The following is a 15,804-nucleotide window of genomic DNA, read 5'->3' on the forward strand; positions in this document are numbered from 1 at the left end:
CGTACTTTCCTCCCTACTTGCATTTGGCGGGGATTTCGAGTAAATTCACCACCGGTAAAACCGTCACGTTATGGCAACCCATTCTTCCCGCAGAGATGCGATCAAAAAAGTAGCAACTATGGCACTGGCAGGCACCGCCCTTTCCTCACTTACATCCCGTGTATCCGCGCACGAACAGGCGTTGGACGACAAACTCAAAGGCAAGATCAGGCATTCCGTATGCGCCTGGTGTTATGGAGACATCCCCCTGGAAGACCTTTGTAAGGCCGCGAATAATATAGGGATACAGAGCATCGACCTGGTGAGCCCCAAAGACTTCGATCTTATTAAAAGATACGGCCTCACGAGCGCCATGGTTTCCTCCAACAGCAAAGAATGGGGCATTACCCGCGGCTGGAACCGGAAAGAACATCACGGCCAGCTGGTAGATTATTTCAAACCGATGATCGATGCGACGGCCGCCGCCGGCTTCAGCAACCTGATCTGTTTCTCCGGCAACCGCGAAGGGCTTGACGATCAGCAGGGTATAGAAAACTGCGCGGAAGGCCTCAAAAAGATAATCAGCTACGCCGAAAAGAAAAAGGTGACCCTGGTAATGGAACTGCTGAACAGCAAAGTGGATCACGCGGATTACCAGTGCGACCATACCGCCTGGGGCGTGGAGCTCTGCAAAGCGGTAGGTTCGGACAGCTTCAAGTTACTTTACGACATCTACCATATGCAGATCATGGAAGGAGACGTGATCCGCACCATCCGCGAAAACCAGCAATACATCGCCCATTACCACACGGGCGGCGTACCGGGCAGGCACGAAATAGACGAAACCCAGGAACTGTATTATCCCGCCATCATGCAGGCGGTGCTGGATACCGGTTTTAAAGGTTTTGTAGCGCAGGAGTTTGTACCCAAAAGAGCGGACAAGCTGGCATCCCTGAAGCAGGGCGTGCTGATCTGCGACGTGTAACGATCAATGATATTTCCAGTCTTTACGAAGCATCCCCATCACGACCATGTCCACATACTGGCCGTGTAGCTTAGCACTCTGGCGGAGAATGCCTTCTTTGGCAAACCCCAGCTTGATGGGGATCTGTGCGCTTTTTTCGTTCTGCAGCACAAACCTTATCTCCACCTTATTCAGCCGCAGGGCGGCAAAGGCATAACTGATCAGGGTTTTGCAGGAGGCCGTAACGATACCTTTCCCCTGCATATCCGTTGTGATCCAGTAGCCGATCTCGGCCCTTTGCAGCGCATGGTCCCAGTCGTGGAGGTCTATCACCCCGCACAATACATCGTTGTACCACATGCCGAAAGCAATGGCATCCTGCTCTTCCGCTTTACGTTTCATCAGCTCAATAAAACGGAGGGAATGGTCTTCTGTAGTATTATAATCCACCCAGGGCAGATATTTGCGCAGGGTTTTGCGGGAGCGGCTGATCAGCTGGAAAAGCGAAGGAGCGTTTTCGGGCTGCAGCTGGCGGAGAATGATCGTATCGTTTACAGGCAGTTCTAGCATAAGTCGGGCCGGTAAACATATAAAAACTCTCTAAAAACACCAACAGGCAACCCACCCGGAGGCAGATTACCTGTTGACTTTGATTATGACGGTACTGTACTACTAACGTTTGGAGATGAGCTGCTGCTTCGTCATATCCTTTACCACCTGCTGGCTGTATACAACGGCCATTCTCGCGGCGGACGAAGGATCGAAGGTTTCCGTTTGCACGGAATAAAGCAGCTGCTTATCCTTCAGGTTATAGAGGTTGCTCTCCAGGAAGTATTTCGTGTTCGTGGTGTAATACCCCGGCTCGTAAATACGGCTGTACATCGAGCTGTAATAGGGCCAGAAACGGCCATAATACATCGGGAACGGGCGGTAAAAACCTCCTCCGGGCACGTAATTCTTCTCTTTGGATTTGTCCAGCATCACGATGGTCAGTACCTGGTCTGCATCGCTTCTGCGGATCTTGTTCATGGCTTTTTGTTCATTGAGGCCTTTGAGTGCGTGAGGACCGAACTCTGTATAGGAAGAAACGGCGTTATACCCTTTCTGCCTGAGCGCGGCCACCATTTCCTTTTCCATACTGCCCCTCAGGCTGCCCTCGCGGTCGCTCACCAGCGCCATTACGAGGATCTTCTGATCGGCGGGTATTGACACTTCCGGCTCTTTCCAGGAGGAAGTCACCTTTGTGCCGGAACAGGATGCAAGGAACAACACCAGCCCTGAAAGCATCCCTACGGTTAAAAATCTCATCTTATTCTTCATAGCTCCAGTGTTTATATTCTTTAGACGGCAAACAGGGTGCAAAAGATACATGGACATATGCTATTTAACATAACTTTTGGGCAACTGTTAAAGAATTGAAAACGAGGGAGATATTTCCCCATGATTTATCCCCGGGAAGAAAACGGCCGCATGGATCGCTGGCTGAATACCGCCGGGTTGCCCATATATCGCTGCTGCAAGGATACCGGGTGGTTATAGGATCGCTATAGGATCACTAATGGAATATTGCTCTTAATGTGGACATAAGGTGGAGATGAGGTGGACTTGATGCGCAGAACATGTTGTTTATCAATAGGTTGAAAAAGTGTCGTTTGTGGGTGTAAAACCAGGTAACGACTAATTATCAATATTTTAAATCAAAATGAAATAACTTTTTTTCGGGTAATTTACTATAAAAGAAAGGCCGTCTCACAGGAGACGGCCTTTCGTATAAACCGGTAAAGATTATCAGTAATTGATCACCTGCTCCTCTATCTGCTGCGGGATCTCGCGGAACTGGTACAGCTGGTTGCGCAGCTGCGGCTCAAATCCCGCTTCGCGGATAGCATCCTGGATGCTGCGGTAAGTAAAGCGGTGCGGCGCTCCCGCGGCACTCACCACGTTCTCTTCGATCATGATAGACCCGAAGTCGTTCGCGCCCGCATGCAGGCAAAGCTGTGCGACAGACTTGCCCACGGTGAGCCAGGAAGCCTGTATGTTCTTAACATTCGGCAGCATGACGCGGCTCATGGCGATCATACGGATATATTCCTCTGAAGTGGTCATGTTATGTACGCCGCGGATGCGCGCCAGCAGGGTATCCACATCCTGGAAAGTCCAGGGGATGAAGGCGGTGAAGCCATAATGCCCTTCCGGTTTTTCGCTCTGTACCTGGCGGATGGCCACGAGGTGTTCAAACCTTTCCAGCACGGTTTCCACATGTCCGAACATCATGGTGGCGGAAGAGGCGATATTCAGCTTATGCGCTGCCCGCATTACGTCCAGCCATTCCTGCGCGCCGCATTTGCCTTTTGAGATCAGGCGGCGTACGCGGTCGTTGAGTATCTCGGCGCCGGCGCCGGGCAGGCTGTCCATACCCGCTTTCTGCAAAGCGCGCAGCACTTCGATGTGCGTGCTTTTTTCCAGCTTGGTAACGTGCGCTACTTCGGGAGGGCCGAGGGTATGAAGACGAAGCTCAGGGTAAAGGGATTTTAATTCGGAGAAAAGGTCGGTGTAGAATTTCAGGCCCAGTTCCGGGTGATGCCCGCCCTGCAACAGCAGCTGGTCACCCCCGTATTTCAGCGTTTCTTCGATCTTCACTTTGTATTCCTCAATGCCGGTGATATAGGCATCTTTGTGACCGGGAATGCGGTAGAAATTGCAGAATTTACAGTTGGCCGTACATACGTTGGTCGTGTTCACATTCCGGTCAATCTGCCAGGTAACCTTGCCATGCGGCACCTGCTGCTTCCTTAGCTCATTGGCGATCTCCATCAGTTCGGCCAGCGGGGCATTTTCAAACATAAACACTCCTTCCTCCGCCGTCAGAAACCCGAACTCCTGCGCCTTTTTGTATAAGTCCTGTAATTGCATCTTGCAAACAAAGGTAGGGTATCCGGAGAATTTATTTTGCCGCTTGTACCAATTAGATGAAGGCGGTTTGACCAGAAATGTTAAATTTAGGTAAACACCGATGCATAGCATCTTTTGATTATGGGAGCCAAAACCTTTATTCACGTTATCGTCCTGTGCCTGCTGTTCACATCCGTACCTGCCATAGCGCAGGAAACCGAAGACACCACTGAGCCTGAAGCCAGATTACTGACGCGTTTCCCTTTCAAACAATATTATGGCGGCGTAGTGGTGATCTCCGCCCGGCTGAACAACCTGCCGGATACCCTTCAGTTCCTGCTGGACACCGGCAGCGCCGGCATTTCGCTGGACACTACCACCAGCATCAACCTCGGGCTGAAACTCACCCCCTCGGACAAGGTCGTGCGCGGCCTGGTAGCCAGCAAAAACATCTCCTTTGCCTCGGACAATACCCTGCACCTGCCCGGCCTCCAGGTGGACAGCCTGGACTTCCATATCAACAACTACGAACTGATCAGCCAGGTATACGGCATACAGATAGACGGCATCATGGGTTTCAGCCTGCTGAGCCGGTATATTTTCCAGGTGGATTATGACAAAGAGGAGATCCTGATCTATTCCAAAGGCCGTTTTAAATACCCGCGCGGCGGGCATATGCTCCGCCCGAACCTCACTTACATCCCCGTGGTGAGCGCACCCCTGCGCAGCGGCAAACACAATGTGAACCACCGTTATTACTTCGATACCGGCGCGGGCATGTGCCTGCTGCTTAGTACGCAATTCGTTAAGGACAGTTCCCTGCTGGTGAAACGTAAAGCCAAGGTGATACCCACCGAAGCGCAGGGTCTTGGCGGCAAAATGCAGATGTACATCACCACCATGAACGAATTCAGGATCGGGGCGTACAATTTCCGGAATGTGCCCACCTACCTCTTCGACGACATCACGAACATCACCTCATACCCCTCGCTGGCCGGTATGATCGGCAACGACCTCCTCCGCCGGTTCAACCTCACGCTGAACTACGCCAAAAAGGAGATCCACCTGATGCCCAACACGCATTTCCGCGACCAGTTCGACTACTCCTACACCGGCCTCATTATTTACCTGATAGACAACCGGATAGAGGTCACCGACGTGATCAAAAACTCCCCGGCGGAGAAAGCCGGCTTCAAGCCCGGCGACTTCATCCTGGCCATCAACAACAATTTCACCACCAACCTGCAGGTATACCGGGACATCCTGAAGAACATCGGTACGCGGCCCACCCTGCTCATTATGCGGGGCGGCGAACTGATGCTGAAAAAACTGCCGGTCCGCAGCATATTGTAGCTATCCGCATTTGTCGTAAATTTGTATGTTTTGGCTGACTAACGGCCAGACGGCATTTATTACCAGTAACATATGATTCACTATAACAGGTTCACTTTAGATAACGGATTACGTGTGATCGTACACGAAGACCCCACTACGCCCATGGCCGTGGTAAACGTGATGTACGACGTGGGCGCCAGGGACGAAGACCCGGCCCAGACAGGCTTTGCGCACCTTTTCGAACACCTGATGTTCGGCGGCTCCGTGAACATCCCGGAGTACGACGAACCCCTCCAGATGGCGGGCGGGGAAAACAACGCCTACACGACAAACGACCTTACCAACTATTATATAGAGCTGCCCGCGGAAAACCTGGAAACGGCTTTCTGGCTGGAAAGCGACCGCATGCTGTCCCTGGCCTTCTCCGAAAAGAGCCTGGAAGTACAGCGTAAAGTGGTAACGGAAGAATTCAAGGAACATTACATCAACAAACCGTACGGCGATGTATGGCACAAGATGCGCGAGCTGGCGTACAGCCGCCACCCCTACCGCTGGATGACCATCGGCAAGGAGCTGTCGCATATAGAACACGCAAAGCTGGATGATGTAAAATCCTTTTTTTACCGGCACTACCGCCCCGTGAACGCCATCCTTGTTGTGGCCGGGAAAGTGACCACGGAACAGGTGAAAGTTTTGGCGGAGAAATGGTTCGGCGATATAGCGAGCGGCGAAAGATACGTACGCAACCTGCCCGTGGAGCCCCCGCAGCAGGAAGCACATAAACTTGAAATAAAAGCCAAAGTACCGCTGGACGCGTTGTACAAGACCTATCACATTTATCCCCGTAAAGACCAGCGTTATTATACAGCGGACCTTCTCAGCGACATCCTCAGCGGCGGCGGCTCATCCCGCCTGCACCAGGTGCTGGTAAAGGAAAAGAAACTCTTCAGCAACATCGACTGTTATCATTTCGGCAGCCTTGACGCCGGCCTGATGGCCATAGACGGCAAGCTGGTGAAAGGCGTGAAAATGAAAGACGCGGAAAAAGCGATCCAGGAGGAGCTGGTGAAAGTACAGCAGCAGATCATCCCTGAAAGGGAACTGCAAAAGGTGAAGAACCGCGTGGAAAGTATGCTGGCCTTTGAAGACATGGGCCTGCTGAGCCGCGCGAACAACCTCGCTTTTTACGAACTGCTCGGCGACGCTTCCCTGATGAACACCGAGTTTGAGAACTACGAACGCGTAACGGCCAAAGAAATACAGGACGAAGCACAGCTGATTTTTTCGGAGAAAAACTCCAATACCATTCATTATTACGCAGGAAATTAAAGATATGATCAATAGAAGCCAGGCCCCCGCTATTAAAGACGCAGTAGATTTTGACATAACGCTGAAACCGTATGAGCTGTTTAAGCTGGACAATGGTATCCCGGTGTACGTGGTGCGCTCTGAAGAGCAGGAAACGGTGCAGCTGGAACTGGTGTTCCCGGCAGGCAGCTGGTACGAAACGGAAAACCTGGTGGCATCCGCTACCAACTTCCTGATGAAAAACGGCACCAGCAAACATTCCGCATTACAGGTAAATGAAATGGCGGAATATTTCGGCGCTTATTTGAACCGTAACTGCTACCACGAAAACGCTACCTATACCCTTCACTGTCTTACAAAACATACCGCTGAACTATTGCCCATCCTCCAGGAAGTGGTGCTGGACCCGGCTTTCCCGGAAGAAGAGCTGGCCATTTTTTCGCAGAACATGAAACAAAAGCTGGCGGTGAACCTCCAGAAATGCGAGTTTGTAGCCAACCGTCATATTGACAAATACCTCTTCGGCGAATTTCATCCCTACGGCCGCGTGAGCAGCATGGAGGCTTACGATGCTTTGCAGACGGAGAGCCTGAGAGCGTTTTACCAACGTCATTACAACTACGCCAACTGTAAAATATTCATCGCGGGAAATCTCCCGGAAAATATCATCCCGCTGCTGAACCAATACTTCGGCAGCACATTATGGAACGGCGAAACTTCCACGATCCGTCCCGAACTGCCCATCCTGCCCGCGGAAGAAAAAAAATTCCGCATCTTCAATGATGAGAACGGCGTACAGGGCGCGGTGCGTATAGCACGACCTTTCCCGAACCGCTACCACCCGGACTTCCCGAAGATGCTGGTGTTGAACACAATTTTCGGCGGCTACTTCGGCTCCAGGCTTATGAGTAATATCAGGGAGGAAAAAGGATATACTTACGGCATCCATTCACAGCTGTACAACTTCCGCCAGGCCAGCGCTATCAATATTTCAACAGAAGCCGGCCGCGATGTGTGCGAGGCTACGCTCACTGAAGTGTATAAAGAAATGGACCGCCTGCAAAAAGAAGAGATACCGGAAGAAGAGCTGAGCCTGGTAAGGAACTTTATGATCGGGTCCATCCTTGGCGACCTGGACGGGGCCTTCCAGGTGATCCAGCGCTGGAAGAATCTTATTCTCAACGACCTTGACGAAAATTATTTCCATAACAATATCAAGACCATCAAAACCATTACTGCCGCAGAGTTACAGCAGCTTGCACAGCAATATTACAACAGGGAGGATTTCTACGAGCTCATCGTGATCTGATGGCCCGCTGAACTTTCAGCATGCTTTTTGTGTAGTTTCTATATATCCAAAATTCCTCCTACCATGGGAATACTGATTCGTATCCTCGTCACCTCCCTTGCAGCCTTGCTAACGGCCTATCTTTTACCGGGAGTGGATATCAAGGACTTTACTACTGCGCTGATACTAGCTATCGTATTAGGTTTGCTGAACCTTATCGTAAAACCGATACTGGTGATCCTTACGCTGCCTGTAACCATCATTACACTGGGTTTGTTCCTGCTCGTGATCAATGCACTGATTGTGCTTTGGGCCAGCAGCCTGGTGGAAGGGTTTAAAGTGGACAACTTTTGGTGGGCGCTGATCTTCAGCGTGGTGCTGTCCATCATCAGCGGCATCATGCTCAGCCTCGGCCCGCAGGAACGCGATTAGTTATTTAGCTTAAGGACCGTCCCGTTGCGCGTTCCATTGTGTTTCCCGTTTTCCAGGGTTATTATTCCGTTTACCAGCACATACTGGAACCCGGTAGAATACTGGTGCGGGGCAGTGAAGGTGGAAAGATCTTTTACTGTCTCAGGGTCAAACACCACGATGTCCGCCGCGTAACCCGGCAGCAGCAGGCCTCTTTGCGGCAGGCGGAACTTCTGCGCGGGCAGCGAGGTCATTCTTCTCACGGCTTCTTCCAGCCGGATGACTTTTTCTTCCCTTACGTATTTGCCCAATACACGGGCATTGGTGCCATAACCCCTCGGGTGTGGAACGCCCACGCCAAACTCGCGGATGCTCGCATCGGATGCGAACATGTTGTAAGGGTATTGCATAATGTATTTGACGTCCTCTTCGCTCATGCCATGGAACACCATGCCGGCGTTGCCTATTTCCGATATATCGAGGATGGTCTGCACTTCGTTTGCCAGGGTGGATTTGCGGCCCCTGAGCTTATTGATCTCCGCGATGTTTTTGCCATTGTAAGTGGTATCCTGTTTAAAATAAGCCACCACTGCATAATCCAGGTGTTTCAGGCCACGGCGTTTATACGTTGCCGTCATTTCCGATGCAATACGTTTGCGGATCGCGGGATCTTTCAGGCGGTATACGATGGAATCCGTGCCGCCGGAGAGCGCCCAGTCCGGCAGCATGGTCCTGAGACTGGTGCTGCTGGCGGTGTAAGGATACTGGTCGATCGTTACTTCCAGCCCTTCTTTTCTTGCTTTCTCCACCATGGCCAGCGTCACGTTCGAGCGGCCCCAGTTTTGTTTTCCGCCTATTTTAAAGTGAGATATTTCCACGGGGATTTGCGCTTCCCTGCCAATGGTCAGCGCTTCGTTGATGGCGGCTTCCACGGCATCGCCTTCGTTGCGCATATGCGTGGCGTATACGCCGCCGTAACGGGCCGCCACTTTTGCAAGGCCCACCACTTCAGGCGTTTTTGCATAAAGACCGGGAAGATAGATCAGCCCGGTGGACAGGCCTACGGCGCCATCCTGCATGGCTTTGTCCACCAGTGCTTCCATTTGCTGCTGCTCCGCCGCGCTCGGCAGGCGGTCCGTACTGCCCATTACCGCCCTGCGCACATCGTTGTGCCCGATGAGGGAACCTACGTTGATGGATACTTTCAGGCTGTCCAGCTGGTAGAAATATTTTCCGAGGTCAACGTTGGAAGAGCCGCAGTTGCCCGTGATCACGGTGGTGACCCCGTCGAAGATGAAACTTTCCGCGGTGGGCACCTTCATTTCATCGCCTTCTATGTGCGTGTGTACATCAATAAATCCCGGCGCCACCACTTTCCCGCCCGCGTCTATGGTACGGGTGGCGGTGAGGTTCAGCGGCATGCGGCTGGTTTGCAGGATGCGGCCGTCTTTCACGGCTATTTCCCCGTAATACCAGTTATTGCCGGTGCCGTCTATGATGCGTGCGTTTTTGATGAGAATGTCCGCGGTCTGCGCTTTTACGGAAAAAGCGGCCAGCAGCAACGCCGGAAGAAGGGAACGTTTGAGCATACGATGTTTAGATTTTGACCTGAACGGTATACACAAAATACGCATCGGCGGGCAGTTTTTCTAGTGCAGATTTCCGCTCAGGCAGGATGGAGAAAGCTTGTCATGCGAAAGTTCGTCATTGCGAGGAGCAGCGGGAGGGTTTTGTGCGGGAGATGCGACGAAGCAATCTCCAAATATTGGGTTTGTCAGCTTTACTCAGGAGATTGCTTCGTCGCCCCATCCGCGTTAGCTCAGCTGCTCCTCGCAATGACGGGGCTTAACTTAACTGGAATGATCCGCCACGATCTTCCATTCCCCGCCGATCCTGCGCAGCAGGATGGAGAAATGTCCGGAAAGATCGCCGATCGTGCGTGCCAGGCTCCACTTGCCAATAACAAAATAAGTATCGCCGGGCAGTTTCTTAAATTCCAGCAGGTTAAAAGAAAGCGTACCCATGCCTTCTTTGCCGGGATAAGACTTTTTATAATTGTCCAGGGTGGCTTGCCAGCCATAGGTAACCCCGTTTTTGCCAATAAAAAGCAGGGAATCGGACTTCCAGTATGTACCCATAAAACCCTCCAGGTCACCGGCGTTCCAGGCTTTCAGCTGGTCGTTCATCAGGGCTTTGATGCGGGGGACTTCCGGATCTTGCGCCTGTAGTGGATTCTGGGCGTTTAGAAGGAATATTGCTATGATAATGATGAGCGAACGCATGTTAAATTTTTAGCAAAAGATAAACAGTTTTTATGATTTACGCATTCCGGGATTGTTCTACCTTTGCACAACTACAAAAATTAAATCAATATGCCCGGATTTGAACTATTTGGCGCTGAAGAGAAAAAGGAAGTAAATGACGTACTGGAAACAGGCATTTACATGCGTTACGGCTTCGACGGCCCCCGCAAAGGTATCTGGAAAGCCAAAGAACTGGAGCAGGCGCTCTGCGAAAGATTCAACGTTAAGTTTGCACAGCTGACCTCCAGCGGCACCACCGCCCTTACCACCGCTATGGCGGCCCTGGGCCTCGGCGCCGGCGACGAGATCATCATGCCCACCTTCACCTTTGTAGCCAGCTTTGAAGCGGTATTGTCCGTGGGTGCCACGCCCGTGCTGGTGGATGTGGACGATACCCTCACCCTCGCTCCCGAAGCGGTAAAAGCGGCTATCACGCCCAAAACAAAAGCAATTATGCCCGTGCATATGTGCGGCTCCATGGCGGACCTGGATGCGCTGATGGCTATCTGTAAAGAACACAACCTGCTGCTGCTGGAAGACGCCTGTCAATCCACCGGCGCCACCTATAAAGGCCGCGCGCTTGGCTCTATCGGCCATGCAGGCACCTTCTCCTTCGACTTTGTAAAAACCATCACCTGCGCCGAAGGCGGGGCGATCATCACAAACGACGAGGACGTATACACCAAATGCGACGCGTACTCCGACCATGGTCATGACCACCTGGGCGGCGCGGACCGTGGCGCGGACGGGCATCCTTTCCTGGGATACAATTTCCGTATCTCCGAACTGCACGCGGCTGTGGGCCTGGCGCAGATCCGCAAGCTGGATAAATTCCTGGCCATTCTCCGCAACAATAAAGAAGTACTGAAAAATGCACTGAGCGAAGTGCCGGACGTTACTTTCCGCCGCATCCCCGATCCGGAAGGAGACAGCTGCACACACCTCACCTTTTTCCTGCCGGACCTGGATACCGCGCGTGCAGCCACCAAAGCTATCAAAACCGCAGGCCTGCCGGCATTCCACTGGTTTGACAACAACTGGCATTATTTCCGCAAATGGGACCATCTGAAAGCAGTGTCTACGCTCACGCCCTATGCGGCGCCGCTGGCCGAGGCACTGGCAAAATATAAAACCAAAGAATTCCCGGCTTCCGATGCAGTCATCGGCCGTTGTATTTCTTTCCCCATCAGCCTCGCCTGGACGGATGAAGAGCTGCGCGACCGCGCCGCCAAACTGGCCGCCGCTGTGAAAAGTGTTTTATAATCCAAGCATCGCACATGAAGACAATCGCATTGATCCCGGCAAGATATGCAGCCACGCGGTTCCCGGGTAAAATGATGGCCGTGCTGGCGGGTAAAACCGTTATCTGGCGCACATACGAATCAGCCCGCGCCACCGGCGTGTTCGACGAAGTGATGGTAGTGACGGACAGCGAGGTCATCTTTGAAGAGATAACCCGCAACGGCGGCAAAGCCATCATGAGCAAACGCGAGCACGAAAGCGGCTCCGACCGTATCGCTGAAGCCGTGGAAGACATGACGGATGTGGATATCGTGGTGAATGTGCAGGGGGACACGCCTTTTACGCAAAAAGAACCTTTGGAAAAACTGCTGAAGGTATTTGAAGGCGAAGAAGGCAAAAAAGTGCAGGTGGCCTCACTCATGCAGGTGCTGAAAGAATGGAAGGACATTGAAGACCCCAACTTCGTGAAAGTAGCGGTGGACAAAGACTTCAACGCACTGTTCTTTTCCCGCTCGGTGATCCCTTATCCCCGCGACAAAGCTATCAATTCCGTGTATTACGAACATATCGGCATTTACGCCTTCCGCCGCGAGGCGCTGCTGCAATTCACGCGCACGCCCATGAGCCCGCTGGAAGCCGCCGAGAAGATCGAATGCCTGCGTTACCTGGAAAACGGCATCCCCATGAAAATGGTGGTGACGGATTACATGGGCGTGGAAATAGATACGCCCGAAGACCTGGAACGTGCGTCCAGGCTGCTGGAGAAATAATTTAGAACACAGAAAACTTTGTGAATACATGAAATTCAGAAACTTTAAACTGGTAGGTTACGTCATCTTCGGCCGTGGTGCTTTTAACCAGGTGGACGAGATCATTGCGCCCCACCGCAGAGGCGATGCGCCGATGATATTTTTTGTGGACCACTTCTTTGAAGGCAATCAGCCCTTCGTTTCCCGCATTCCCCTGCGCGGAAAAGACAAGATCGTGTACATAGACGTAACCCATGAACCTAAGACCGTGTATGTGGACCGGCTGAGAGACGAGCTGAAAGCGGAATTCGGTGAAGTGAGCGGCATCATCGGCATCGGCGGCGGCTCCACGATGGATATGGCGAAAGCCGTTTCCCTCATGATGGCCAACCCCGGTTCCTCCGCGGATTACCAGGGCTGGGACCTCATCAAAAATCCCGCTGTGTATAAAGTAGGCATCCCCACGCTTTCAGGCACCGGCGCGGAAGTGAGCAGGACCACCGTACTCACCGGCCCCACCAAAAAACTGGGCATGAACTCCGACTATACGCCTTTCGACCAGATCGTACTGGACCCCGAATTAATTAAGAACGCCCCGGTGAACCAGCGTTTTTATACCGCGATGGATTGTTATATCCATTGCATCGAATCCCTGGAAGGTACGTACCTGAACGCTTTCAGCCGTTCCTACGGTGAAAAGGCGCTGGAACTCTGCCAGGAGATCTACCTGAAAAAAGACCAGTGGGACGATGACGCGGACGAAAAACTCATGATGGCTTCCTACGCGGGCGGCATGAGCATCGCGTATTCGCAGGTGGGCGTGGCGCACGCGGTGAGCTACGGACTGAGCTACCTGCTGGGCACCAAACACGGCATTGGCAACTGTATCGTGTTCGACAAGCTGGAGGAGTTTTACCCCGCTGGCGTGAAAGAGTTCAAGCAGATGGTGGAGAAACACCAGGTAGAAATACCGCAGCATATCACTAAAGGGCTCACGGACGAAGATTTTAATAAGATGATAGACGTGAGCATGGGCCTCGCGCCACTGTGGGAAAACGCGCTGGGCAAAGACTGGCAGCAGCAAATGACCCGCGACCGGTTAAGAAAGTTATACGAACAACTCTAATACTTTTCATAGGGCTGCATCGATCCGGTGCAGCCTTTATTTTTATAGCTATGGAGAATATCGAAGAACTCACGAAAGAATATTCCGCGGTATTACTGAAGGTACAGGAGCGGAGAGCCTGCTGGCAGGCAAAGTCCAAACCCTTCCTGATCCGGTTCCTCGCGGGCATTACCGAAAAATACAAGCTGAAATGGAAAGCCGGCGCCAATGAAATGATGCTGGGCCTCGAAGCCGTATACCTGGTGTTTGACCATGAGCCCAGCGGCATCGTGGAGCAATCGCCGTTCAGCGTAGTGCAGAAGATGAAGATCGGCGGGTTCCTTTCTTTTTCCCAGACCCGCAACGGGCAGATCGTGGTATGGATCAGTTATCCTTTTATAGATGGGATGAACGACGAAAAACCCAAGAACGATATGCTGGAAACCATTGAGCCTGAAGAAATAACGGAAGACAGCGTGACCCGCTATATCCAGAAATTCCTGATGGAGGTGATTGAATGGGAAAATAATGCGCGGGAAGAGATCGGTTTTGTGCGCCACCGCTAGGCCGGGCTGATCTTTATCATCGTTAAAACCCCGGGGAAGCCCGAACTTTGTGCCATGCGCGACATTGAGCAAATACAGGACGTACAGCTGATGGTGGATACTTTTTATGGAAAGATCCAGCAGGATGCTTTGCTGGGGCCCGTTTTCGCGGAGCGTATCGCTCCGGAGGCCTGGGAGAAACATCTCCAGACCATGTACCGCTTCTGGGGCGCCCAACTGCTGGGCATCATGGAATACCAGGGCGCTCCCTACGCCAAACACCGCAGCCTGCCGATAGACAAACCTCACTTTGATCAATGGATCGCCCTTTTTCATGCCACGGTGGATGAATTGTTCCGCGGCCCGCGTGCTTCCACGGCGAAAGTAAAAGCCGCCTCCATCGGGCAGGTATTTTTAGGAAAAATGCGTTTTGAAAGGGGACAGTTTAATACTTAGTGCCTGCTGGCATAAGCGCGGATGCTCTTCCGCATATACCTCACATATTTGTTCCGGTAAATGAACATCAGGTAAACGGTGGCCAGGATGGTGACGATGGCCATGATATAAAACACCCTTGCAAAGTGGCTCGGGTCGTTGTTGTACCAGTGTGCTGAAAAGAACGCCCCCAGCCCGATACCTGCTTCCAAAGCAATATACATACTGCCCAAAGCGCGGCCGCGATGTTCGGGAAGACCGAGGTCTATCGTCCAGGCGGTAACGGCGGGGCTGTTGATGCCCAGGGCTACGCCATACACCAGTGCACCGCCCAGCAAAAGCGCGGGAGTGGTGGCCCAGGCGATCATCAGCATACTGATGGCCATGAGGGTGGCGGATATTTTCAGGAGCGGCACACGGCCGTATTTGTCGGACGCTTTGCCAGCCAGCAGCCGGATACCGATGGAGCTGGCCGTAAAGAAGGTAAAGAAAAGCCCTTTATTCTGAAGCCCGAGGTGCGCGCTGAAGTCCGGGATGATCGTGAGCAAAGCGCCGTAACTAAAGTAAGTGAGGAAGGTGATCACCACCGGCGCCATCACCAGCGGTTCGAAGATCTCCTGCCTGGTAACCTTCAGCAGGGCGGGCCTGAAGCTCTGGCGGTTGTGCAGCGTTTCTTTCATCCCGATCAGGATCACCACAGAAAGCAGGGCGAATACGGCAGACACCTGGAACATGGTCATGATGCCCCATGCATTGGCGATGGAGCCGCCAATGGAAGGCCCGAGCGACAGGCCAATAGTGCTGAACAGCCCGACCATGCCCATAGCCTCGGCGCGACGGTTGAACGGCACCAGATCGGCCACGTATGCGGAGGTACCCGTAGGCTTAAACCCGGTAGAGAATCCATGGAAAAAACGAAGGAGGAGGAACGCGCCCACGGAACTGATCATGGGATACAGGAGGCTGCAGATCACACATACTACAGAACCAAACACCATTACCGGCACGCGGCCGATCGTATCCGTGAGTTTGCCGGAGAACGGGCGGCTGAGCCCCGCCATCAGGGTAAACAATCCGATGATATATCCTTTGTATTCCGCTCCACCAAGGCTGGTGAGATAGGCGGGCAGCTCAGGGATCATCATGTTAAAGCTGGCGGAAAACAGCAGGTTGCTGAAGCAAAGCAACCAGAACTGCATGGTGTACATGTTCCCCTTCGACTGATCCATGCCGCAAAGTTAGGAGGAT

General features: G+C 52.5%; 16 protein-coding genes. 10 read left to right on the forward strand and 6 right to left on the reverse strand.

Annotated elements, in window-relative coordinates; translation table 11 throughout:
• Positions 1 to 70: 70 nt before the first annotated feature.
• Positions 71 to 964, forward strand: a complete 894-nt coding sequence (locus EG028_RS24190) for a hydroxypyruvate isomerase family protein (RefSeq protein ID WP_120518928.1) — start codon at positions 71 to 73, stop codon at positions 962 to 964.
• A 3-nt stretch (positions 965 to 967) separates the two neighbouring features.
• Here the strand turns inward: EG028_RS24190 and EG028_RS24195 are convergent, their stop codons facing one another.
• The 3 genes from EG028_RS24195 to mqnC form a co-directional block, all read right to left on the reverse strand.
• The gene (locus tag EG028_RS24195) at positions 968 to 1,513 is read right to left on the reverse strand and encodes a GNAT family N-acetyltransferase (RefSeq protein WP_120518929.1); all 546 of its coding nucleotides are present in this window, start codon (positions 1,511 to 1,513) and stop codon (positions 968 to 970) included.
• Between the two features lie 102 nt (positions 1,514 to 1,615).
• Entirely contained in the window at positions 1,616 to 2,263 is a 648-nt protein-coding gene (locus EG028_RS24200) for a hypothetical protein (protein ID WP_123864787.1), read from the reverse strand.
• A gap of 468 nt (positions 2,264 to 2,731) precedes the next feature.
• Complete coding sequence (gene mqnC, locus EG028_RS24205) at positions 2,732 to 3,856, reverse strand: cyclic dehypoxanthinyl futalosine synthase (RefSeq protein ID WP_120518931.1); 1,125 nt, start codon at positions 3,854 to 3,856, stop codon at positions 2,732 to 2,734.
• A gap of 120 nt (positions 3,857 to 3,976) precedes the next feature.
• On the opposite strand from mqnC, the gene EG028_RS24210 reads away from it, so the two are divergent.
• The 4 genes from EG028_RS24210 to EG028_RS24225 all read left to right on the forward strand — a co-directional run bounded on the left by EG028_RS24210 (position 3,977) and on the right by EG028_RS24225 (position 8,198).
• Positions 3,977 to 5,188: an aspartyl protease family protein gene (locus EG028_RS24210; RefSeq protein ID WP_120518932.1), complete on the forward strand. Its 1,212-nt coding sequence runs from the start codon at positions 3,977 to 3,979 to the stop codon at positions 5,186 to 5,188.
• 72 nt (positions 5,189 to 5,260) lie between these two features.
• Positions 5,261 to 6,499 (forward strand): M16 family metallopeptidase, encoded by a 1,239-nt coding sequence (locus EG028_RS24215; RefSeq protein WP_120518933.1) that lies wholly within the window; start codon positions 5,261 to 5,263, stop codon positions 6,497 to 6,499.
• 4 nt (positions 6,500 to 6,503) lie between these two features.
• Positions 6,504 to 7,787, forward strand: coding sequence for a M16 family metallopeptidase (locus EG028_RS24220; protein ID WP_120518934.1), 1,284 nt, complete (start codon positions 6,504 to 6,506; stop codon positions 7,785 to 7,787).
• A 63-nt stretch (positions 7,788 to 7,850) separates the two neighbouring features.
• The gene (locus tag EG028_RS24225) at positions 7,851 to 8,198 is read left to right on the forward strand and encodes a phage holin family protein (protein WP_120518935.1); all 348 of its coding nucleotides are present in this window, start codon (positions 7,851 to 7,853) and stop codon (positions 8,196 to 8,198) included.
• Here EG028_RS24225 and EG028_RS24230 read toward each other — a convergent pair.
• Positions 8,195 to 9,766, reverse strand: a complete 1,572-nt coding sequence (locus EG028_RS24230) for an N-acyl-D-amino-acid deacylase family protein (RefSeq protein WP_120518936.1) — start codon at positions 9,764 to 9,766, stop codon at positions 8,195 to 8,197. The genes EG028_RS24225 and EG028_RS24230 overlap by 4 nt on opposite strands.
• A gap of 261 nt (positions 9,767 to 10,027) precedes the next feature.
• Positions 10,028 to 10,459 carry a YybH family protein gene (locus EG028_RS24235; RefSeq protein WP_120518937.1) on the reverse strand — a complete coding sequence of 144 codons (432 nt, stop codon included), beginning with the start codon at positions 10,457 to 10,459 and terminating at the stop codon, positions 10,028 to 10,030.
• Positions 10,460 to 10,549: 90 nt separating this feature from the next.
• Here EG028_RS24235 and EG028_RS24240 point away from each other — a divergent pair, with 90 nt between their 5' ends.
• The 5 genes from EG028_RS24240 to EG028_RS24260 are packed head-to-tail and all read left to right on the forward strand — an operon-like array spanning position 10,550 to position 14,577.
• Positions 10,550 to 11,743 (forward strand): DegT/DnrJ/EryC1/StrS family aminotransferase, encoded by a 1,194-nt coding sequence (locus EG028_RS24240; protein WP_120518938.1) that lies wholly within the window; start codon positions 10,550 to 10,552, stop codon positions 11,741 to 11,743.
• Between the two features lie 14 nt (positions 11,744 to 11,757).
• Complete coding sequence (kdsB, locus tag EG028_RS24245) at positions 11,758 to 12,492, forward strand: 3-deoxy-manno-octulosonate cytidylyltransferase (protein WP_120518939.1); 735 nt, start codon at positions 11,758 to 11,760, stop codon at positions 12,490 to 12,492.
• 28 nt (positions 12,493 to 12,520) lie between these two features.
• A complete protein-coding gene (locus EG028_RS24250; RefSeq protein WP_120518940.1) occupies positions 12,521 to 13,597 on the forward strand; it encodes an iron-containing alcohol dehydrogenase family protein in 1,077 nt (358 codons plus the stop codon).
• Between the two features lie 50 nt (positions 13,598 to 13,647).
• Positions 13,648 to 14,142: a hypothetical protein gene (locus EG028_RS24255; RefSeq protein WP_120518941.1), complete on the forward strand. Its 495-nt coding sequence runs from the start codon at positions 13,648 to 13,650 to the stop codon at positions 14,140 to 14,142.
• A 54-nt stretch (positions 14,143 to 14,196) separates the two neighbouring features.
• Positions 14,197 to 14,577 carry a group III truncated hemoglobin gene (locus EG028_RS24260; RefSeq protein ID WP_120518942.1) on the forward strand — a complete coding sequence of 127 codons (381 nt, stop codon included), beginning with the start codon at positions 14,197 to 14,199 and terminating at the stop codon, positions 14,575 to 14,577.
• Here EG028_RS24260 and EG028_RS24265 read toward each other — a convergent pair.
• On the reverse strand, positions 14,574 to 15,785 hold the full coding sequence (locus tag EG028_RS24265) for an MFS transporter (RefSeq protein WP_120518943.1): 1,212 nt from the start codon (positions 15,783 to 15,785) through the stop codon (positions 14,574 to 14,576). The two genes, EG028_RS24260 and EG028_RS24265, sit on opposite strands and share 4 nt — an antisense overlap.
• Positions 15,786 to 15,804 lie beyond the last annotated feature (19 nt).

Origin of the sequence: Chitinophaga barathri, from assembly GCF_003807585.1 — a bacterium.
In the GTDB taxonomy this organism is placed as follows: domain Bacteria; phylum Bacteroidota; class Bacteroidia; order Chitinophagales; family Chitinophagaceae; genus Chitinophaga; species Chitinophaga barathri.

Excerpts from the sequence above, each read along its gene's own strand:
- EG028_RS24230 (WP_120518936.1), bottom strand. The coding sequence starts at position 9,766 with ATGCTCAAACGTTCCCTTCTTCCGGCGTTGCTGCTGGCCGCTTTTTCC.
- EG028_RS24250 (WP_120518940.1), top strand. The coding sequence starts at position 12,521 with ATGAAATTCAGAAACTTTAAACTGGTAGGTTACGTCATCTTCGGCCGT.
- EG028_RS24240 (WP_120518938.1), top strand. The coding sequence starts at position 10,550 with ATGCCCGGATTTGAACTATTTGGCGCTGAAGAGAAAAAGGAAGTAAAT.
- EG028_RS24255 (WP_120518941.1), top strand. The coding sequence starts at position 13,648 with ATGGAGAATATCGAAGAACTCACGAAAGAATATTCCGCGGTATTACTG.
- EG028_RS24235 (WP_120518937.1), bottom strand. The coding sequence starts at position 10,459 with ATGCGTTCGCTCATCATTATCATAGCAATATTCCTTCTAAACGCCCAG.
- EG028_RS24210 (WP_120518932.1), top strand. The coding sequence starts at position 3,977 with ATGGGAGCCAAAACCTTTATTCACGTTATCGTCCTGTGCCTGCTGTTC.
- EG028_RS24215 (WP_120518933.1), top strand. The coding sequence starts at position 5,261 with ATGATTCACTATAACAGGTTCACTTTAGATAACGGATTACGTGTGATC.
- EG028_RS24265 (WP_120518943.1), bottom strand. The coding sequence starts at position 15,785 with ATGGATCAGTCGAAGGGGAACATGTACACCATGCAGTTCTGGTTGCTT.
- EG028_RS24195 (WP_120518929.1), bottom strand. The coding sequence starts at position 1,513 with ATGCTAGAACTGCCTGTAAACGATACGATCATTCTCCGCCAGCTGCAG.
- mqnC (WP_120518931.1), bottom strand. The coding sequence starts at position 3,856 with ATGCAATTACAGGACTTATACAAAAAGGCGCAGGAGTTCGGGTTTCTG.
- EG028_RS24220 (WP_120518934.1), top strand. The coding sequence starts at position 6,504 with ATGATCAATAGAAGCCAGGCCCCCGCTATTAAAGACGCAGTAGATTTT.
- EG028_RS24260 (WP_120518942.1), top strand. The coding sequence starts at position 14,197 with ATGCGCGACATTGAGCAAATACAGGACGTACAGCTGATGGTGGATACT.
- EG028_RS24200 (WP_123864787.1), bottom strand. The coding sequence starts at position 2,263 with ATGAAGAATAAGATGAGATTTTTAACCGTAGGGATGCTTTCAGGGCTG.
- EG028_RS24190 (WP_120518928.1), top strand. The coding sequence starts at position 71 with ATGGCAACCCATTCTTCCCGCAGAGATGCGATCAAAAAAGTAGCAACT.
- EG028_RS24225 (WP_120518935.1), top strand. The coding sequence starts at position 7,851 with ATGGGAATACTGATTCGTATCCTCGTCACCTCCCTTGCAGCCTTGCTA.
- kdsB (WP_120518939.1), top strand. The coding sequence starts at position 11,758 with ATGAAGACAATCGCATTGATCCCGGCAAGATATGCAGCCACGCGGTTC.